Genomic DNA, 18,522 nt, shown 5'->3' on the forward strand with positions numbered 1-18,522 from the left:
GTCAGGCCTCCGATACAGGTTGAGTGAGCCCGGCTGCCACGGCCAGTTGCCACAGGCCGTGCTCGGTGGCTTCTTCGGCCAAGCTGACATGGGCAAAACCGCAGAGGGCGAGGGCGCGTTGGTAGCGCGCGCATAAAGCGCCGGCGCCGACCAGAATGATCGGGGTATGCCGGGCGCGGTCGGGCAGGCCGGCCAGCTCATGACCGATCATCAGGCCGGAGAGGTAGTCCGGTTGCTGATCGGCCGCAAGTTCGCCGGTCAGGCCCAGGGTGCGGGCGCTGAACAGGGTCGACAGCAGACCGCGCTGGCCGTCCTGGGAGCGCGCCACTTGCACACCGCGATCAAAGGCGTCGGCCTGGAAGCGTTCGGGTGTCTGCTGCGTGCGGCCGAGGAGGCTGTGCTTGCCGAGAATCGCGAACACCTCGCCGGTCATGAAGGTATCGAAGTGGGTGATGCAACCACCGACCACCTCGACCCACTTGGAGTGGCTGCCGGGCAGGCCGATCAACACTTCACCGCCGGTCGGCAGGCTGCGCAGCACGCCCAGCACCTGGGTTTCTTCGCCGCGCATCACGTTGGGCAAGCCGCCTTGCTCGATCACGCCGGGTACGATGTGAACCGTCACGCCACGCAGGCTGCGTACGGCGTGCAGGGCTTTGCCCAGGCTGGCAACGTCCACCGGCGTATTACGATACGCCGCTTCACTCCAGCCCTGGGCGCTGCCAACCATGCCGCACGCAATCACCGGCAAGTGTGGCTCGGCGTCGAGCCAGTCACCACACGCCGTATCGAAGGCCAACTCAAACCCGTCGGCGCAGCGCACGCCGGCAATTTCCCGGGCTTCTGTGGGCAAATGCATGATGCCCGACGCCAGCGAGCGTTGTTCCAGCACCACGCCTGCGGGGCCGAGTTTGTAAGCACGAAGGGAGCTGGTTCCCCAATCGAGCGCGATCAATTGCGCCTGCATCGCTTCACCTGAAAATGAGTGGGTGCTGAAAAAAGCAGATGGGCGACTATAAACCTATGCCGTGAAATATCTCAATATATAAATATGACTCCCATATAGTGGGAAATTGACGAGCAAATTCCTACAAACTCTCGGGAATGTCAGCACTTGCATCCTTCAAGAAGAGGTTAGAAAACCGACAGATCCAACTCGCGCATCGCGCCCATCCAGATCGCGTAGTCGGTGTGGTCCTTCAAGTCATCGCCGGTATTGGGATGCAGGAACACCACCAGCCCATTTCGATGCAGCGCCAGCCACGGCAGCATCACGCCGATGTATTCGGCGTCAAAGGCCAGTTGGCAGCTCCAGTCGGGGTGAGGGCCAACGGGGCGTTCATGCACGCGGCCCATGCGCAGCGGGAAGAGCTTGGCCGCGTCCTCGCACAAGGCGCGCGCCTGCTCGAGCGTGTTGGCATCAAAGTAGATATGAGCGTGATAACCCTTGATTCGGTGCATGACCGGCTCCGATGACGACGTGCGCCAGATGCTAGACCGCAATCGAGGGCAGGGCCAGTCCGGTCAGCGATTGCGCGCTGCTGGCTTGCTCGGCCAGCAGCCAATCGACGAAGCGCTCCACCAGTTGCCCCCGGCGTTTGCGTTGCGGTTGCACCACGTAATAGCCAAAGCGCGAAATGACGGTGTCGCTGAACGGCCGGCACAGCCAGCTCTGTTCCAGCAGGTTATCCACCAAGTGACGCCAACCAATGGCCACGCCCTGGCCGGCGATCGCCGCCTGGATCAGCAGCGTGTAGTTGTCGAAGCGCAACTGACCTGGCGTGGGCGCGGCGCTGAGGCCCAGCTCGCGGAACACGCCGCTCCAGTCGAACCACTGGCTGTTGTTTTCCTGGCGCAGGTGCAGCAGGGGGCAGTCGGGCAGGTCCTGCACGCTTATTCGCGTAGCCTGAGCCTTGAGCCACTGCGGGCTGCACACCGGGAAGACTTCCTCGTTGAACAACCACAGGCTGTCACCCTGCTTGAAGCGGCCATCGCCGAACAGCACCGCCACGTCGATATCGCTGCGCAACGTGGCGTGGTTGCGTTCGCTGGTCACCAGGCTCACATCCACCTGCGGGTTGGCCTGGTGGAAGCGGTGCAGGCGCGGCATCAGCCAGTAGGCGGCGAAGGCGAAGTCAGTGGCCACTTGCAGCACTTCGTGCTGGCTATGCTGGGTGATAACACCCAAGCCTTGGTTGATCGCCTGCAAGCCGCCCTGAACGTGCTCGAACAACAGCGCGCCGGCGTCGGTCAGTTCGATGCCACGGTAGATGCGGTCGAACAGGCGGATCGCCAATTGTTCTTCCAGGCGCTTGATCTGCTGGCTGATCGCCGGCTGGGTGGTGCCCAATTCCATCGCCGCGGCGGTAAAACTGCGGTGGCGCGCAGCGGCTTCGAATGCGCGCAGCAAATCGAGAGACAAATCACCCAACGCTTCATACATAAGCTGTGCTTATCCTAGACATTGCAATTCATGGGCTTTACCCCGTTTTACGTGGGCCGCATGCTCATTGGCATAAACACCGCCTATGGAATGCCGATAACCCATGAAGCGCAAGAACATTCTTTTCATCATGGCCGACCAAATGGCCGCGCCGCTGCTGCCTTTCTACGGCGCCTCGCCGATCAAGTTGCCCAACCTCAGCCGTCTCGCCGCCCAGGGTGTGGTGTTCGACGCCGCGTATTGCAACAGCCCGCTGTGCGCGCCCTCGCGTTTCACCCTGGTCAGCGGCCAGTTGCCGAGCAAGATCGGCGCCTACGACAACGCGGCCGATTTTCCCGCCGATGTACCGACCTATGCCCACTACCTACGCCGCCTCGGCTACCGCACCGCGCTGTCGGGCAAGATGCACTTCTGCGGCCCCGACCAATTGCACGGCTACGAAGAACGCCTGACCAGCGACATCTACCCCGCCGACTATGGCTGGGCGGTGAACTGGGACGAGCCGCACGTACGCCCCAGCTGGTACCACAACATGTCCTCGGTGCTGCAGGCCGGCCCATGCGTGCGTACCAACCAGTTGGATTTCGACGAAGAGGTGGTGTTCAAGGCCCAGCAGTACCTGTTCGACCATATCCGCGAAGACGGCAATCAGCCGTTCTGCCTCACCGTATCGATGACCCACCCCCACGACCCGTACACGATTCCCAAGCCGTTCTGGGATTTGTACGACGACGCCGATATCCCATTGCCTGCTACACCGGCCCAAGGCGATCTCGACCCGCATTCCCAGCGTCTGCTCAAGGTCTATGACCTGTGGAACAAGCCGCTGCCTGTGGATAAGATCCGCGACGCCCGCCGCGCCTACTTCGGTGCGTGCAGTTACATCGACAGCAATGTCGGCAAACTTCTGCAAACCCTGGCAGACACCGGTCTGGCCGACGACACCCTGATCGTGTTCTCCGGCGACCACGGCGACATGCTCGGCGAGCGCGGCCTCTGGTACAAAATGCACTGGTTCGAAATGGCCGCCCGCGTGCCGCTGCTGGTGTACGCGCCGGGGCAATTCGCGGCGGGCCGGGTCAGCGCCGCGGTGTCCACCGCCGACCTGTTGCCGACCCTGGTGGAACTGGCCGGTGGCGAACTGGACCCACGCCTGCCGCTGGACGGCCGCTCACTGGTTCCGCATCTGCAAGGGCAGGGCGGCCATGACGAAGTATTCGGCGAGTACATGGCCGAAGGCACCATCAGCCCGCTGATGATGATCCGCCGGGGTGCCTACAAATTCATCTACAGCGAGGACGACCCTTGTCTGCTGTTCGATGTACACAACGACCCGCACGAGCGGGAAAACCTCAGTCAGTCACCGGAACACCGAACACTGTTCGAGGCGTTTTTGAGTGAAGCGCGGGCTAAATGGGACATCCCGGCGATCCACCAGCAGGTGCTCGCCAGCCAACGCCGTCGGCGCCTGGTGTTCGAGGCGCTGACCCACGGCAAGCTGAAGAGCTGGGACCACCAGCCACTGGTCGACGCCAGTCAGCAATACATGCGCAACCATATCGACCTCGACGACCTGGAGCGCAAGGCACGTTATCCACAACCCTGCCAAGACCAATAACGACAGAGGGAAGGCCATGCAAAAATTAACAGTAGTACTGGGCATCCTGGCGCTGAGCAGTGCCAACGTGTACGCAGACACCCGTTGCGAAACGGTGAAGATGGCCGACCCAGGCTGGAGCGACATCGCCGCGGCCAATGCCATCACCGGTTTTCTGCTGACGGGCATGGGCTACAAACCCAAGGTCGATACCTTGGCGGTGCCGATCACGTTCGGCGGGCTCAAGGACGGTCAGGTGGATGTGTTCATGGGCAACTGGATGCCCGCGCAGCAAGGCTTCTATGACAAGTTCGTGGCCAACGGCGACGTGGTGCAACTGGCGAAAAACCTCGACGGCACCGAGTTCACCCTCGCCGTGCCGGATTATGTATGGGACGCCGGCGTGCATGATTTTGCCGACTTGAATAAATTCGCCGACAAGTTCGACAAGAAGATCTACGGCATCGGCTCCGGCGCACCGGCCAATATCTCGCTGCAGGAGATCATCAAGAAGAATGACTTCGACCTCGGCCAGTGGAAACTGATCGAGTCCAGCGAACAGGCGATGTTGGCAGAGGTGTCGCGGGCGGTGAAAAGACAGCGCTTCGTCACGTTCCTCGGCTGGACCCCGCACCCGATGAACGTGCAACTGAAAATGCACTACCTCAAGGGCGGCGAGAAGTACTTCGGTGACACCGGCAGCGTCTACACCCTGACACGCAAAGGTTATGCACAGGCCTGCCCGAACGTAGGAAAACTGCTGACCAACTTGAGTTTTACCCAAGAGATGGAGAACAGCATTATGGCCGAGGTCGCCAACAACAAAGTCAGCAATGCCGATGCGGTGAAGGCGTGGATCAAGGCGAACCCGGCGGTGCTGGACAAGTGGCTCGACGGCGTAAAAACCCTGGACGGTCAGGAGGCGTTGCCGGCGGTAAAAGCCAAACTCTAAAGGCTGACATTGTGGGAGGGTCCCCTCCCACACATTTCAGTGTGTACTGATACCCTGATTCAAACCTTTTCAACCGAGTTATAAATGCCCCGGCTCAACCGCCACACACTCTTTCCCTTCCTCAGCTGGCTGACGCAGCAGACCCGGGCCAGCGTCGGCCGCGATGCGATGGTCGGGCTCAGTGGCGCGGTGCTGGCATTGCCGCAGTCGATTGCCTACGCGCTGATCGCAGGCCTCCCACCGGAATACGGGCTGTACGCCGCGATCATCCCGGTACTGATCGCCTGCCTCTGGGGTTCGTCGTGGCACCTGATCTGCGGCCCGACCGCTGCGATTTCCATCGTGCTCTATGCCAGTGTCAGTCCTCTGGCCGTGCCGGGATCGCAGGACTACGTCACCCTGATCCTGTTGCTTACATTTATAGCCGGCGTTTTCCAGTGGCTGCTGGGCATGCTGCGCTTTGGCGCGCTGGTCAATTTCGTCTCCCACTCCGTAGTGCTGGGGTTCACTTTGGGCGCCGCTGTGGTGATCGCGCTGGGGCAACTGCCCAACTTGCTGGGGCTGGATTTACCCAGCCAGGCCACGGCGATCAACAGCCTGCTGGCGCTGATCGAGCACAGCGGCGACTGGGACCACGCCTCCCTCGCCCTGGGCCTCGGCACATTGCTGACGGGGGCACTGCTCAAATACTGGAAACCGCGCTGGCCGACGCTGTTGATCGCCCTGGCCCTGAGCAGTGTGGTGGCCTGGTTGTGGCCGGCGATGTTCGCCCAGGTGGCGCGGGTCAGTTCATTCGTGGGCAAATTACCGCCGTTCAGCCCGTTGCCGATGGACCTGGACACGATCCTGCGTCTGCTGCCGAGCGCCGTGGCCGTGGGCATGCTGGGGCTGGTGACGAGCCTGTCGATTGCGCGCTCGCTGTCAGCTCGCTCGCAACAGTTGCTCGATGCAAATCAGGAAGTTCGCGCGCAGGGCTTATCCAACATCATCGGCGGATTTTTCTCCGGGTACCTGTCAGCCGGTTCGTTTACCCGCTCCGGCCTCAGCTATGAAGCCGGCGCCTGCTCACCGCTGGCCGGGGTGTTTTCCGCGCTGTGGGTGGCGCTGTTCGCATTGTTTGGCGCGGCATTGATCTCACATATCCCGATCCCCAGCATGGCCGCCAGCATCCTGCTGATCAGCTGGGGCCTGGTGGACCATCGCGGTATTCGCGCATTGTTCCGCGTCAGCCGCGCCGAATTTGCAGTGATGGGCCTGACCTGCGTCGCCACCTTGCTGCTGGAACTGCAAACGGCGATTTACGCCGGCGTGCTGGCCTCGCTGTTTTTCTACCTCAAGCGCACCTCGCAGCCGCGGGTCCAGCATTGGCGGGAGGGTGACGAGGATGTGCTGCGCGTCGGCGGCTCGATCTTTTTCGGCGCCAGTCACTACCTGCAGGTGCGCCTGCAGCGGTTGCAGGGCCAGCGTGTGGTGATCGAGGCACAGCAGATCAACTTTATCGACTATTCCGGGGTGGAAATGCTGCACCAGGAAGCGCGGCGCCTGCGCAGGTTGGGGCGCAGCCTGACATTGCGTCGGGCCAGACCGCAGGTGGTCGAGGAACTGAAGAAGCTGGAGGGGGCGGATCACTGCCCCATCCAGTTCGAAGACTGAGGCGAATGTCAGGCCAACTGTCGACGCAATTCAGCCAACACCGGCGCCGATGCCGGGCGCACACCCCGCCACAGGAAGAACGCTTCGGCGGCCTGCTCCACCAGCATGCCCAGGCCGTCCATCGAGACGGCGGCACCGTGCTGCGTGGCCCAGTGGCAGAAGGGGGTGGATTCCCTGGCGTACATCATGTCGTAGCAAAAGGTCCTGCCAGGTTCGATCAGGCTGCTCGCAATCGGCGGTAAATCGCCTGACAGGCTCGCGGAGGTGGCGTTGATGATCACGTCCACCGGCTCACGCAGCCAGTCGAAACCACTGGCGGACACCGGGCCCAGGTCGTCGAATGACTCGGCGAGCAATTCGGCTTTTTCCACGGTGCGGTTAGCGATGATCAACGATGAAGGTCGCTCGGCCAGCAACGGCTCCAGCGCCCCGCGCACCGCGCCGCCGGCGCCCAGCAGCAGAATGCGTTTACCGTTGAGGCTCAACCCCGCGTTGACCGTCAGGTCGCGCACCAGGCCAGCGCCGTCGGTGTTGTCACCCAGCAGGGTGCCATCGGCGAGTTTGCTCAAGGTGTTCACCGCACCGGCGCGCTTGGCGCGCTCGGTGAGGGTGTCAGCCAGGCGATAGGCGTCTTCCTTGAATGGCACGGTGACGTTGGCGCCACGACCTTGGTGAAAAAACTCACGGGCGCAGCCGGTAAAATCCTCCAGCGGCGCGAGCATCGTGCTGTAGTCCAGCAGTTCGCCGGTCTGCTCGGCAAACATGCGGTGAATCAGCGGCGATTTGCTGTGGCCGATGGGGTTGCCAAAGACGACATAGCGATCCATCAGTTCGCCGCCTTGGGCGCCGCGATGCCGAGCCAGTCGCGGTCCTGCAGGAAGTAATCGGTCAGAAGCGCTTCTTCGCTGCCGGGCTCGGCTTTCCAGTCATAGCTCCAGCGCACCTGCGGCGGCAGCGACATCAGGATCGATTCGGTACGCCCGCCCGACTGCAGGCCAAACAAGGTGCCACGGTCGTAGACCAGGTTGAACTCGACGTAGCGGCCACGACGGAACTCCTGGAACTCGCGTTGTTGCTCGGTATAAGCCATGGCCTTGCGGCGCTGCACGATTGGCAGGTAGGCGTCGATGTAGGCGTCGCCGATGGCACGGATGAAGGCAAAGCAGGTGTCGAAGCCCCACTCGTTCAAGTCATCGAAAAACAAGCCGCCAATGCCACGCGGTTCGTTGCGGTGCTTGATATGGAAGTAGCTGTCGCACCAGGCCTTGTAACGCGCGTAGACGTCGGGGCCAAACGGCGCACACGCTCGTTCGGCCACGCGGTGCCAGTGGACGCAGTCTTCTTCGTTGCCGTAGTAGGGGGTGAGGTCGAAGCCGCCGCCGAACCACCACACCGCTTCTTCACCTTCTTTTTCCGCGATGAAAAAGCGCACATTGGCGTGGGACGTTGGCACATGAGGATTGTGCGGGTGAATCACCAGCGACACACCGAGCGCTTCAAACCCGCGACCGGCCAACTCAGGGCGATGGGCGCTGGCTGATGGTGGGAGGCCGCTGCCGAAAACGTGGGAAAAGTTGACGCCGCCTTTTTCAATCACCGTGCCGTTCGCGATTACGCGGGTGCGACCGCCACCGCCGGCAGGCCGGGTCCAGGCGTCTTCGATAAAGCGAGTGTCCGTCTCGAAGGTTTCCAGGGCGCTGCAAATGCGGTCTTGCAGGTCAAGCAGGTAGGCCTTTACAGCCTCGGTGCGGGTAGTCATGGCATCACCTTGAATCGGGCAAAGCTACGCGAGGCCATCAGGCGTCGGCGGCAAATGGGCGCACAGGATACCACCGCGCTTAATGAGCACTGCACTTAGGTGCGCGGCAGTTGACGAAGATCAAGCTTAGGAGTCCGATAGGAGCCTTCGTGAAAACGACCCAAGGAGAAGTGCAGATGGCCAAGCGTATCCAGTTCAGTGCCCATGGCGGCCCCGAGGTACTTGAATATGTGGACTACACCCCGGCGGAACCCGGCCCACAACAGGTTCGCGTGCGTAATGAGGCGATTGGTCTGAACTTCATCGACACCTATTTCCGCAGCGGCCTCTACGCGCCACCCTCCCTGCCATCGGGGTTGGGCGCGGAAGGGGCCGGCGTGGTGGATGCGGTGGGCAGCGAAGTCACCCAGTTCAAAGTCGGCGACCGCGTGGCCTACGGCAGCGGCCCGCTGGGCGCCTATAGCCAACTTCACGTGCTGCCCGCCGCCAACCTGGTGCACCTGCCTGATGGCATCAGCTTCGAACAGGCTGCTGGCGCCATGCTCAAAGGCCTGACGGTGCAGTACCTGCTGCGCCAGACCTATGAGTTGAAGGGTGGCGAGACCATCCTGTTCCATGCCGCCGCCGGTGGCGTGGGCTCGCTGGCCTGCCAATGGGCCAAGGCCCTGGGCGTTAAGTTGATCGGTACTGTGAGTTCGCCTGAAAAAGCGGCGGTGGCCAAATCCCTCGGCGCGTGGGAAACCATCGACTACAGCAAAGAAGATGTCGCACAGCGCGTGCTGGAATTGACCGACGGCAAAAAAGTGCCGGTGGTGTATGACGGCGTCGGCAAGGACACCTGGCTGACCTCACTGGACAGCGTGGCACCGCGTGGGCTGGTGGTGAGCTTCGGCAATGCGTCGGGCGCGGTGGATGGGGTCAACCTGGGGATTCTGGCGGCGAAAGGTTCGCTCTATGTAACCCGGCCGACCCTGGCGACCTATGCCAGCAACCCGCAAAATTTGCAGGCAATGGCCGACGATCTGTTTGCGATGATCCACAGCGGCAAGGTACGCATTGATATCAACCAGCGGTATTCGCTGGCTGATGCGGCCAAGGCACAGGCAGAGCTGTCTGGGCGCAGAACCACTGGGTCGACCATCCTGTTGCCTTGACGCACGGCGTTGCCTGGGTTGGGCCTGCTTCGCGGGCCAGCATGGGCAAACGCCCTCGCCACAAGCCGGGTGCGGGGGTCAAGACGGGCGAACCACCTCGCCCGTTGCCAGGTCGCGAATCAGGCTGGGGTTCTTGCGCCCGCCCAGGGCGCCACCCAGCACCAGGTCCACCTGGCCACGGAAGTACTGCTCCACGCGAATCCGCGTACGCGCGGCCGGACGGCCCTGCGGGTTGGCGGATGTTGAGATCAGTGGCCCCACCAGCGCGCACAAATCCCGCACCAGCGGGTGATCACTGACCCGCAACGCCACCGTGTCATGCACGCCGGTGACCCATTCCGGCAACAGATCCTGATGTGGCACCAGCCAGGTATTAGGCCCCGGCCAAGTGCTGGCCATGCGCTCGATCCAGGTATCCGGGAAGTCTTCGAACAGAAAATCGAACTGGCGGATATTGTCCGCTACCAGGATCAGGCCTTTGTCCACCGAGCGATTCTTGATCGCCAGCAGCCGATCTACCGCCTCTTCATTCCAGGGATCGCAGCCCAGGCCCCAGACCGCCTCGGTTGGATAGGCAATCACCGCGCCTGCGCGAATTTCTCGTGCGGCTTCCAGCACACGCCACCTGTTGACCATGGTTTTACTCTCCGACTAAAGCTCTGCGCAGTTTACCGATCTTCTTTGCAAAACCCAGCAGCACAAACGCTCAGCGGCGCGCGAACCAGCGCCCGTTTTCACAGATCACCTGGCCTTCAAGCTCCAACTCGGTCAGGGCCGCCAGCAACTGGGCCAAAGGGCGCCCGCTGGCAATCGCCAAGGCTTCGCTGGTGTGCGGCGCGGCGCGCAGCAGGGCCACCAGGGGATGGGCTACCGCAATCGGCGCCGGGCACGATAAGGCCTGCCAGCCGCGCAAGGCCTCAAGGATATGTTCGATGGTTTCCACCAGTACCGCGCCGTCACGGATCAACTGGTGGCAGCCCTTGGCGCCAGGGTGATGAATGGACCCCGGGATCGCGTACACCTCACGACCCTGTTCGGCCGCCAGTTTCGCCGTGATCAGCGAGCCGCTGGCCATACTGGCCTCCACTACCAGCACGCCGAGGGACAGGCCGCTGATGATCCGATTGCGCCGTGGAAAGTTGGCGGCCTGGGGCGCGGCGTCCAGCGGGAATTCTGAAACCACCGCGCTGCCTTGGGCGATCATCGCCGCGGCAAGGCGACGATGGCGTTGTGGATAAAAATTTTCCAGGCCCGTGCCGAGTACGCCGATTGTCTGGCCGCCCACGTCGAGCGCGGCTTGATGCGCCGCGCCGTCGATACCCAACGCAAGGCCGCTGGTGATGACAAAACCGGCGCCTGCCAGGCTGCGCGCAAACGCAGCGGCGGTGTCCATCCCCGGGCGCGATGCACGTCGACTGCCAACCATCGCCAGTTGCGGTTTCTCCAGGATTGCAGGGTCGCCGGCGATGAATAACAGCGGCGGCGCGTCATAGATCTGGGCGAGCAAGGCAGGGTAATCCGGCTGGTCCCACATCAGCAAATGCTGGTCCGGGCGCTCAAGCCAGGCCAGTGCCTGGCTGGCCCCATCGCGTATTTCATGACTGCGCCGGGCATCGGCGCTGATGGGCGGCAAGCCCAGGGATCGCCAGGCACCGGCGGGCGCGCTGATGGCTTTAGAGGCGCTGCCAAAGGCTTCTATCAGCAGGCGAAAACGCTTCGGGCCGACGTCAGGCAGCCTGTGCAGGCGCAGGCGAGCTTCCAGCTCTGACGGGGAAATGGCATAGCTGTTTATCGGATTCATTTGATCGTCCTTGACCGGAACAAGCTGTGGATAACTCTGTTGGTAACTTATTTAGCAACCTACTTATTGCGCAGCATGGACAGCCTCGAAACGGTCCATGACCGCCAACGACTGGGAGGCACTGAGTACCAAAGCGAAGCTGAGCTTTTCATAGGTGCTAAACACCAGCAGCGTACCGGCGGGTGTGTCGGGAAGGGCTACGGACGAACCGCTGAATGGATCCCGGACGCGGGCACCGGCCTTGATCACCGTCAGCAACTGGCCTTCCACCAAGCCATCGCGGCGCCCTTTGTTCAGGGTCACGGCGTCGAGCACGCCGATTTGAGTGACACCTCGGGGGATATCAATGATGTGCCCTTCAACGGACGCCGCAGACGCCGGTGTCACCAGGCGTGCCGGGTCGACAGCCGGCTGGAGTCGCAGCAAGCGATCACCGGGGCGTATCTCTTGTGTCACCCGTTGCACCACAAGCGTGCTCAGATCGCTCGCGCTGACAAAGCGCGCGGTGCCGATATCGTCGGCGTTCACGCCTAGCAGCTCGCGCGTGCGCGGGTCGGTATAGGTCCTGCCGCGTCGCACAATGGCATAGCCGGGTTGGGCCGGATCCAGCACGCCGCGCGCATGCACGCGTTCACCATCAGCCCCTAGGACACGCCCGTTATCGGCGGCAATTACATAGGGCGCGGTGTCCAGGTCCTCGGGCGTATCCAGAATGCGGTTGTGCAATAAAAAACGCTGGATGGCCTGTTGTGTCGAAGGGTCGAGCGCCCGGCCTGGCGGCGGGATCAGCGCCATGGCAAACGGGGCCCACAGCAGCAAGACGAGTAGCGATTTCCTCATGGGGTCAATCTCCTTTATTATGTGCGTTCGCGTGAAATGCCTTGGCCATCGCGGCTTTCGAACGTTTCACACCGGCCGTGTGGGTCCATCCCACCGCCGATTTGCCTTTACCTCACATGTGCAGCAATTACGCTTATGGCTATTTTGAACATCCTCGAATTCCCCGACTCGCGCCTGCGCACGATCGCCAAACCGGTGGCCGTAGTGGACGACAAGGTTCGTCAGTTGGTCGATGACATGTTTGAAACAATGTATGAAGCTCCTGGCATCGGGCTCGCCGCGACGCAGGTCAATGTGCATCAGCGTGTCGTGGTCATGGACCTGTCGGAAGATCGCAGCGAACCGCGGGTGTTCATCAACCCCGAATTCGAACCGCTGACCGATGAGATGGGGGAATACCAGGAAGGCTGCCTGTCGGTGCCTGAGTTCTACGAGAACGTCGAACGCCCGCTGCGTGTGAAGATCAAGGCGCTGGACCGTGATGGCCAACCGTATGAACTGATCGCCGACGGCCTGCTGGCGGTATGCATCCAGCACGAATGCGATCACCTCAACGGCAAACTGTTTGTCGATTACCTGTCCACGCTCAAGCGTGACCGGATCAAGAAGAAGCTGGAAAAAAAGCATCGCCAGCAAGCTTGATGCCCTTCTTCCAAAGGCTTGCTGCGGCAAGCCTTTTTCTTTTGTGACTGTTTTTAACCGAGAACGCCCATGACCGAGCCACTGCGCATTGTTTTTGCCGGTACACCTGAATTTGCCGCCGAACACCTCAAGGCGCTGCTTGCCAGCCCTTATGACATCGTCGCGGTGTACACCCAGCCGGACCGCCCGGCAGGGCGTGGGCAAAAACTGATGCCGAGCCCGGTCAAACAGCTGGCGCTGGAGCACAACATTCCCGTGCTGCAGCCGCCGACCCTGCGCAACGCCGAGGCCCAGGCCGAACTGGCGGCGTTGCGACCGGACCTGATGGTGGTAGTGGCGTACGGCCTGATCCTGCCTCAGGCAGTACTGGATATACCGCGCCTGGGTTGCATCAACAGCCACGCCTCGTTATTGCCGCGTTGGCGCGGCGCGGCGCCGATCCAGCGCGCCGTGGAAGCCGGAGACAGCGAAAGCGGCGTGACCGTGATGCGCATGGAAGCGGGCCTGGACACCGGTCCGATGCTACTGAAAGTCAGCACCCCGATCACCGCCGAGGACACCGGCGGCAGCCTGCACGAACGCCTCGCCGAGCTGGGCCCCCCGGCTGTGATCCAGGCCATCACCGGCCTCGCCGCCGGTACGCTGCACGGCGAAGTGCAAGACGACAGCCTGGCCACTTACGCACACAAATTGAACAAAGACGAAGCACGCCTTGACTGGGGCCGTCCGGCCGTGGAGCTGGAGCGCCTGGTACGTGCCTTCAACCCTTGGCCGATCTGCCACAGCAGCCTCAATGGCGAAGCTTTGAAAGTGCTGGCCGCCACTTTGGCCGACGGCAAAGGTGCCCACGGTGAAATCATCGCCGCCAGCAAGGAGGGTCTGCTGGTGGCCTGCGGCGAACAGGCGCTGTGCCTGACCCGTCTGCAATTGCCCGGCGGAAAAGCGCTGAATTTCAGTGATTTGTTCAACAGCCGGCGTGAGAAATTTTCCCTGGGTAGCGTGCTCGGGACGGTCACCCAATGAACCCGCGTCTGGCCGCCGCCAAAGCCCTCGCCGCCGTTCTTAATGGCAAGGCATCGCTGAACAGTTCGCTGCCCACGCAGTTGGATAAGGTCGAGGATCGCGATCGCGGTTTCACCCAGGACCTGGCCTTCGGCACCGCGCGCTGGCAACCACGGTTGTCGGCGCTGGCCGCCAAACTGCTGCAGAAACCCTTCAAGGCGGCGGACGCGGATGTCGAGGCGCTGCTGCTGGTGGGTCTCTATCAACTGCTTTACACCCGCGTGCCGGCACATGCCGCCATCGGTGAGACCGTCGGCTGCGCCGACAAGCTGAAAAAACCCTGGGCCAAGGCCTTGCTCAACGCTGTGCTGCGCCGCGCCCAGCGCGAAAGCGAAGGGCTGCTGGCCGAGTTGGAGCATGACCCCGTGGTTCGCACTGCTCACCCGCGCTGGCTGCAGAAATCGCTGAAAGCTTTTTGGCCACAGGAGTGGGAAGCCATTTGCGCGGCCAACAATGCGCACCCGCCGATGATCCTGCGGGTCAACCGTCGCCATCACCGCCGTGACGCATATCTGCAATTGCTGACCGACGCCGGGATAAACGCCGCGCCGTGCGTGTACAGCACCGACGGCATCGTGCTTGAGGCGGCTACCGATGTGCGCAGCCTGCCAGGCTTTGCCGAAGGCTGGATCAGCGTGCAGGACGAAGCTGCGCAATTGGCCGCCGACCTGCTCGACCTGGCACCCGGCCAACGCGTGCTGGACGCCTGCTGCGCGCCGGGCGGTAAGACGTGTCACATCCTGGAAGTGGAAAAAGACCTGGCCCACGTGGTCGCCGTCGATCTGGAGGCCAAGCGTCTGGTACGCGTGCGGGAAAACCTTGCACGCCTGGGCCTGAGCGCAGAACTGATTGCCGCCGACGGCCGCGACACAGCCGCATGGTGGGACGGGCAGCCGTTCCAGCGCATCCTGCTCGACGCACCGTGCTCCGCCACCGGTGTAATCCGCCGCCACCCGGACATCAAGCTCACCCGCCAAGCCGACGACATCGTCGCGCTGGCCGCACTGCAAGGCGAGCTGCTCGACGCACTGTGGCCGACCCTGGAAGTCGGCGGCATCCTGCTCTACGCCACATGCTCCACCTTGCCCACCGAAAACACCGAGGTCATCGAAGCCTTCCTCGCCCGCACCAGCGGCGCGCGGGAACTGGACCTCGCCACCGCGGCCGGTATCAAGCAGCCCCATGGCCGACAACTGCTCGCGCAGGAAGGCGGGCACGATGGCTTCTACTACGCCAAACTGATCAAGATCGCCGCCGCGCGCGGCTGACGGTTTAAGGGAGTGACCGGATGAAAATCATCATCCTTGGGGCAGGGCAGGTTGGCGGTACGTTGGCCGAACATCTGGCCAGCGAAGCCAATGACATCACCGTGGTCGACACCGACGCCGAGCGCCTGCGCAACCTGGGTGACCGCCTGGACATCCGCACCGTACAAGGACGCGCGTCGTTTCCCACGGTGCTGCGTCAAGCGGGCGCCGACGATGCGGACATGCTCGTCGCCGTAACCAACAGCGACGAAACCAACATGGTCGCCTGCCAGGTCGCTCACACGTTGTTTCACACGCCGACCAAAATCGCCCGGGTGCGCGAAGCGGCCTACCTGACCCGTGCCGGGTTGTTCGACAACGACGCGATTCCGGTGGATGTGCTGATCAGCCCGGAACAAGTGGTGACTCACTACATCAAGCGCCTGATCGAAATTCCCGGCGCCCTGCAGGTGATCGACTTCGCCGGCGGCAAGGCCCAGTTGGTGGCGGTAAAGGCCTACTACGGTGGGCCGCTGGTGGGTCAGCAACTGCGCCAACTGCGCGAACACATGCCCAATGTGGAAACCCGTGTCGCAGCCATTTTCCGCCGTGACCGGCCGATCCTGCCCCAGGGCGACACCGTGATCGAAGCCGATGACGAAGTATTCTTCATCGCCGCCAAAGCGAATATTCGCGCAGTCATGAGCGAAATGCGTCGGCTGGACGAGACCTACAAGCGCATCGTCATTGCTGGTGGCGGGCAAATCGGCGAGCGGCTGGCGGAGGCCATCGAAAGCCGCTACCAGGTCAAGATTATCGAGATGAGCCCGTCGCGCTGTCGGCATCTGTCCGACACCCTGGACAGCACGGTCGTGCTGCAAGGCAGTGCCTCGGACCGCGACCTGCTGATGGAAGAGAACATTGCCGACGCGGATATCTTCCTGGCGCTGACCAACGATGACGAAGCCAACATCATGTCCTCACTGCTGGCCAAGCGGCTGGGGGCAAAAAAAGTCATGACCATCATCAACAATCCGGCCTATGTGGACCTGATCCAGGGCGGCGATATCGACATCGCCATCAGCCCGCAACTGGCGACCATCGGCACCTTGCTGGCCCACGTGCGCCGTGGCGATATCGTCAGCGTGCACTCCCTGCGCCGGGGCGCGGCGGAGGCCATCGAGGCGATTGCCCATGGCGACTCAAAGTCCAGCAAGGTCATCGGCAAGGCCATCCGCGACATCGGCCTGCCGCCGGGCACCACCATCGGCGCAATCATTCGCGATGAAGAGGTGCTGATCGCCCATGACGATACGTTGATTGCTGCCGGGGACCACGTCATCCTTTTCCTTGTGGATAAGAAACATATCCGCGATGTTGAAAAGCTGTTCCACGTGGGTTTGAGCTTTTTCTGATCAAGGAGTGAACCGATGCTGGAGTCTCTGGAAAAGATGCTCGCAAAGGGCGTGGACAACTCGCTGCTGCGCTTTGGCTTGGGCAAGGGTTATCTGGATTTGAAGGACAATGCGAAGGCGGCGGAGCATCTGCACAAATGCGTCGAGTTCGACCCGAAATATTCGGCGGCGTGGAAGTTGTTGGGCAAGGCGCAGTTGGGGCAGGGTGATAACGCCGCAGCGCGACAGGCGTGGGAGAAGGGTATCGAAGCGGCCCAGGCCCATGGCGACAAGCAGGCCGAGAAAGAGATGGCGGTGTTCCTGAAGAAACTCGAGCGACAAACCTGAGCAGATCGAAAATGTGGGAGGGGCGGTGCGACGATTCGACTTACCCCTTCCCACATTGGGTTTGGCGTTGTTTTTCGATCAGCAGTGGGTCAGTACCACCGCGCTTCACCCGGCGGGCGTTTCTTGAAGCGCTTCATGCTCCACATGTACTGGCTCGGGTAGGCGCCGACATAGCGCTCCACTACCTTGCTCATCGCTGCGCAGGACGTGGCGGTGTCGGTGCTGTACATGTCTTCCGGCGCCGCTTCCAGAATCACCTTATAGCCCGAACCGTCAGGCAGGCGCAGGGCGTGCAGGAACACCCCCACAGCCTTGTGGCCGGCGAGCATGTTGGGCACGAATTTGCTGGTGAGCGCCTGAGTGGCGAAGAACGGTACAAAGATCCCCGCGGATTCCGCCGGCTCCGGGTCGGCGGGAATACCCACCTGGCCACCTTTGCGCACTTCCTTGATCACGCTCAGGATGCCTTCCTTGGTCGACGCAGCTACGCGGTTGCCCAGTTGCACGCGCTGCTTGCGCAGTAATTCGTCCACCGCTTTGAGTTTGGGCGGGCGGTAGAAAATGATCGGTTTGCACTGGCTGCAATAGAAGTGGTTCAACACTTCCCAGTTGCCCAGGTGGCTGGTGATGCCCACCACGCCTTTGCCCGAAGCCAGCGCCTCGTGCAGGACTTCCAGGCCTTCGACTTCACGCACCAGGTCAATGGAGCGTTGGGCCGGCCAGATCCACGCGCAGGCGCTTTCGGTCAGGGACTTGCCGATGTCCATCAGGCTGCGGCCGACCAGGCGCTCACGCTCGGCGGGGTCCATGTCCGGGAAACACTTGGAAAGGTTGATCCGCACCGTGTCGCGTGAGCGGTTGGGGGTTTTCCACATGATCCAGCCGATGGCCGTGCCGACCGCCTGGACAGCGCGCCAGGGCAGCAGGGCAAACAACCGGAGAGCGCCTACCAGCAAGGCGCCTTTAAACTTTTCCACAGGTCACTCCTGATCGTGTGTGGTGCGCAAAGCGCGCATTCTAACCGGCGTTGGCCAACTGCGCGTAACGGTCGCAGTCCTGAGTGTGATCCATCACCATGCCTGAAGCCTGCATGAACGCGTAACAAATGGTCGGACCAACAAAGGTGAAACCGGCTTTTTTCAAGGCTTTGCTCATCGCCTCGGCCTCGGGGGTGATCGCCGGAACTTCACTGCGGTCCTTGAAGTGATTGATCCTGGGCACGCCGCCGACGAATGACCACAACCACCCCACCGGATCTTCGAGCGCCAGCCAGGCCGCGGCGTTGCGCCGGGTGGCGTTGAGCTTCAGACGGTTGCGCACGATACCGGGGTCGAGCATCAGCGCGTCGATCTCGGCGTCGCTCAGGCGCGCCAGACGCTGGGCATCGAAGCCGAACAGCACCTTTCGATAATGCTCGCGTTTGCGTAAAACGGTGATCCAGGACAGGCCCGCCTGGAACCCTTCGAGCAATAACAACTCGAACAAACCCTGCGCATCGCGCAGCGGCGTTCCCCACTCCTGATCGTGATAAGCCATGTACAGCGGATCTTCAGAACACCAAAAGCAGCGTGGCATAAGGCTCCAGGGGATGGTGGCGCGGCCGAATCGGGTATACTCCCGCTCTTTAAAT

19 protein-coding genes are annotated in these 18,522 nt (G+C 62.1%); 9 read left to right on the forward strand and 10 right to left on the reverse strand.

What is annotated here, in order from left to right:
* Position 1: 1 nt before the first annotated feature.
* From G7025_RS06255 to G7025_RS06265, 3 genes are all read right to left on the reverse strand, one after another.
* Complete coding sequence (locus tag G7025_RS06255) at positions 2–967, reverse strand: 2-dehydro-3-deoxygalactonokinase (RefSeq protein ID WP_181077472.1); 966 nt, start codon at positions 965–967, stop codon at positions 2–4.
* 167 nt (positions 968–1,134) lie between these two features.
* On the reverse strand, positions 1,135–1,461 hold the full coding sequence (locus G7025_RS06260) for a DOPA 4,5-dioxygenase family protein (RefSeq protein ID WP_181077474.1): 327 nt from the start codon (positions 1,459–1,461) through the stop codon (positions 1,135–1,137).
* Between the two features lie 31 nt (positions 1,462–1,492).
* Positions 1,493–2,443 (reverse strand): choline sulfate utilization transcriptional regulator, encoded by a 951-nt coding sequence (locus tag G7025_RS06265; RefSeq protein ID WP_181077475.1) that lies wholly within the window; start codon positions 2,441–2,443, stop codon positions 1,493–1,495.
* A gap of 103 nt (positions 2,444–2,546) precedes the next feature.
* Here G7025_RS06265 and betC point away from each other — a divergent pair, with 103 nt between their 5' ends.
* From betC to G7025_RS06280, 3 genes are all read left to right on the forward strand, one after another.
* Positions 2,547–4,061: a choline-sulfatase gene (betC, locus tag G7025_RS06270; RefSeq protein ID WP_181077477.1), complete on the forward strand. Its 1,515-nt coding sequence runs from the start codon at positions 2,547–2,549 to the stop codon at positions 4,059–4,061.
* A 16-nt stretch (positions 4,062–4,077) separates the two neighbouring features.
* A complete protein-coding gene (choX, locus tag G7025_RS06275) occupies positions 4,078–4,992 on the forward strand; it encodes a choline ABC transporter substrate-binding protein (protein WP_181077479.1) in 915 nt (304 codons plus the stop codon).
* 84 nt (positions 4,993–5,076) lie between these two features.
* On the forward strand, positions 5,077–6,645 hold the full coding sequence (locus G7025_RS06280; protein ID WP_181077480.1) for a SulP family inorganic anion transporter: 1,569 nt from the start codon (positions 5,077–5,079) through the stop codon (positions 6,643–6,645).
* A gap of 8 nt (positions 6,646–6,653) precedes the next feature.
* On the opposite strand, the gene aroE is transcribed toward G7025_RS06280, so the two are convergent.
* Together aroE and hemF are read right to left on the reverse strand one after the other, a co-directional pair.
* Positions 6,654–7,472, reverse strand: a complete 819-nt coding sequence (gene aroE, locus G7025_RS06285; RefSeq protein WP_181077482.1) for a shikimate dehydrogenase — start codon at positions 7,470–7,472, stop codon at positions 6,654–6,656.
* On the reverse strand, positions 7,472–8,404 hold the full coding sequence (gene hemF / locus G7025_RS06290; RefSeq protein ID WP_181077484.1) for an oxygen-dependent coproporphyrinogen oxidase: 933 nt from the start codon (positions 8,402–8,404) through the stop codon (positions 7,472–7,474). Before hemF ends, aroE begins: the two co-directional genes overlap by 1 nt.
* Before the next feature lie 176 nt (positions 8,405–8,580).
* Between hemF and G7025_RS06295 the strand changes: the two genes are divergently transcribed.
* The gene (locus G7025_RS06295; RefSeq protein WP_181077635.1) at positions 8,581–9,558 is read left to right on the forward strand and encodes a quinone oxidoreductase family protein; all 978 of its coding nucleotides are present in this window, start codon (positions 8,581–8,583) and stop codon (positions 9,556–9,558) included.
* 78 nt (positions 9,559–9,636) lie between these two features.
* Here G7025_RS06295 and G7025_RS06300 read toward each other — a convergent pair whose 3' ends face one another.
* The 3 genes from G7025_RS06300 to G7025_RS06310 form a co-directional block, all read right to left on the reverse strand.
* Positions 9,637–10,194: an L-threonylcarbamoyladenylate synthase gene (locus G7025_RS06300; protein WP_027608149.1), complete on the reverse strand. Its 558-nt coding sequence runs from the start codon at positions 10,192–10,194 to the stop codon at positions 9,637–9,639.
* Positions 10,195–10,264: 70 nt separating this feature from the next.
* Complete coding sequence (gene dprA, locus G7025_RS06305) at positions 10,265–11,359, reverse strand: DNA-processing protein DprA (RefSeq protein WP_181077485.1); 1,095 nt, start codon at positions 11,357–11,359, stop codon at positions 10,265–10,267.
* A gap of 63 nt (positions 11,360–11,422) precedes the next feature.
* The gene (locus G7025_RS06310; protein ID WP_181077487.1) at positions 11,423–12,199 is read right to left on the reverse strand and encodes a peptidoglycan-binding protein; all 777 of its coding nucleotides are present in this window, start codon (positions 12,197–12,199) and stop codon (positions 11,423–11,425) included.
* A gap of 135 nt (positions 12,200–12,334) precedes the next feature.
* On the opposite strand from G7025_RS06310, the gene def reads away from it, so the two are divergent.
* The 5 genes from def (at position 12,335) to G7025_RS06335 (ending at position 16,892) form a co-directional block, all read left to right on the forward strand.
* Positions 12,335–12,841 carry a peptide deformylase gene (def, locus tag G7025_RS06315; protein ID WP_181077488.1) on the forward strand — a complete coding sequence of 169 codons (507 nt, stop codon included), beginning with the start codon at positions 12,335–12,337 and terminating at the stop codon, positions 12,839–12,841.
* A gap of 69 nt (positions 12,842–12,910) precedes the next feature.
* Positions 12,911–13,864, forward strand: a complete 954-nt coding sequence (gene fmt / locus G7025_RS06320; protein ID WP_181077490.1) for a methionyl-tRNA formyltransferase — start codon at positions 12,911–12,913, stop codon at positions 13,862–13,864.
* On the forward strand, positions 13,861–15,171 hold the full coding sequence (gene rsmB, locus G7025_RS06325) for a 16S rRNA (cytosine(967)-C(5))-methyltransferase RsmB (protein ID WP_181077492.1): 1,311 nt from the start codon (positions 13,861–13,863) through the stop codon (positions 15,169–15,171). The genes fmt and rsmB overlap by 4 nt, the downstream gene beginning before the upstream one ends.
* Before the next feature lie 20 nt (positions 15,172–15,191).
* Entirely contained in the window at positions 15,192–16,565 is a 1,374-nt protein-coding gene (gene trkA, locus G7025_RS06330; protein WP_181077493.1) for a Trk system potassium transporter TrkA, read from the forward strand.
* Between the two features lie 15 nt (positions 16,566–16,580).
* Complete coding sequence (locus G7025_RS06335; protein WP_181077495.1) at positions 16,581–16,892, forward strand: tetratricopeptide repeat protein; 312 nt, start codon at positions 16,581–16,583, stop codon at positions 16,890–16,892.
* Positions 16,893–16,981: 89 nt separating this feature from the next.
* Here the strand turns inward: G7025_RS06335 and G7025_RS06340 are convergent, their stop codons facing one another.
* Complete coding sequence (locus G7025_RS06340; RefSeq protein ID WP_181077496.1) at positions 16,982–17,869, reverse strand: lysophospholipid acyltransferase; 888 nt, start codon at positions 17,867–17,869, stop codon at positions 16,982–16,984.
* Between the two features lie 40 nt (positions 17,870–17,909).
* Positions 17,910–18,467 (reverse strand): DNA-3-methyladenine glycosylase I, encoded by a 558-nt coding sequence (locus tag G7025_RS06345; RefSeq protein ID WP_181077498.1) that lies wholly within the window; start codon positions 18,465–18,467, stop codon positions 17,910–17,912.
* Positions 18,468–18,522: the final 55 nt, after the last annotated feature.

This window comes from Pseudomonas lurida, from assembly GCF_013522705.1.
GTDB lineage: Bacteria > Pseudomonadota > Gammaproteobacteria > Pseudomonadales > Pseudomonadaceae > Aquipseudomonas > Aquipseudomonas quebecensis.

What these genes read in the sequence shown, in the direction of transcription:
- G7025_RS06255 (WP_181077472.1), bottom strand. Translation starts at nt 967, where the DNA reads ATGCAGGCGCAATTGATCGCGCTCGATTGGGGAACCAGCTCCCTTCGT.
- G7025_RS06260 (WP_181077474.1), bottom strand. Translation starts at nt 1,461, where the DNA reads ATGCACCGAATCAAGGGTTATCACGCTCATATCTACTTTGATGCCAAC.
- G7025_RS06265 (WP_181077475.1), bottom strand. Translation starts at nt 2,443, where the DNA reads ATGTATGAAGCGTTGGGTGATTTGTCTCTCGATTTGCTGCGCGCATTC.
- betC (WP_181077477.1), top strand. Translation starts at nt 2,547, where the DNA reads ATGAAGCGCAAGAACATTCTTTTCATCATGGCCGACCAAATGGCCGCG.
- choX (WP_181077479.1), top strand. Translation starts at nt 4,078, where the DNA reads ATGCAAAAATTAACAGTAGTACTGGGCATCCTGGCGCTGAGCAGTGCC.
- G7025_RS06280 (WP_181077480.1), top strand. Translation starts at nt 5,077, where the DNA reads ATGCCCCGGCTCAACCGCCACACACTCTTTCCCTTCCTCAGCTGGCTG.
- aroE (WP_181077482.1), bottom strand. Translation starts at nt 7,472, where the DNA reads ATGGATCGCTATGTCGTCTTTGGCAACCCCATCGGCCACAGCAAATCG.
- hemF (WP_181077484.1), bottom strand. Translation starts at nt 8,404, where the DNA reads ATGACTACCCGCACCGAGGCTGTAAAGGCCTACCTGCTTGACCTGCAA.
- G7025_RS06295 (WP_181077635.1), top strand. Translation starts at nt 8,581, where the DNA reads ATGGCCAAGCGTATCCAGTTCAGTGCCCATGGCGGCCCCGAGGTACTT.
- G7025_RS06300 (WP_027608149.1), bottom strand. Translation starts at nt 10,194, where the DNA reads ATGGTCAACAGGTGGCGTGTGCTGGAAGCCGCACGAGAAATTCGCGCA.
- dprA (WP_181077485.1), bottom strand. Translation starts at nt 11,359, where the DNA reads ATGAATCCGATAAACAGCTATGCCATTTCCCCGTCAGAGCTGGAAGCT.
- G7025_RS06310 (WP_181077487.1), bottom strand. Translation starts at nt 12,199, where the DNA reads ATGAGGAAATCGCTACTCGTCTTGCTGCTGTGGGCCCCGTTTGCCATG.
- def (WP_181077488.1), top strand. Translation starts at nt 12,335, where the DNA reads ATGGCTATTTTGAACATCCTCGAATTCCCCGACTCGCGCCTGCGCACG.
- fmt (WP_181077490.1), top strand. Translation starts at nt 12,911, where the DNA reads ATGACCGAGCCACTGCGCATTGTTTTTGCCGGTACACCTGAATTTGCC.
- rsmB (WP_181077492.1), top strand. Translation starts at nt 13,861, where the DNA reads ATGAACCCGCGTCTGGCCGCCGCCAAAGCCCTCGCCGCCGTTCTTAAT.
- trkA (WP_181077493.1), top strand. Translation starts at nt 15,192, where the DNA reads ATGAAAATCATCATCCTTGGGGCAGGGCAGGTTGGCGGTACGTTGGCC.
- G7025_RS06335 (WP_181077495.1), top strand. Translation starts at nt 16,581, where the DNA reads ATGCTGGAGTCTCTGGAAAAGATGCTCGCAAAGGGCGTGGACAACTCG.
- G7025_RS06345 (WP_181077498.1), bottom strand. Translation starts at nt 18,467, where the DNA reads ATGCCACGCTGCTTTTGGTGTTCTGAAGATCCGCTGTACATGGCTTAT.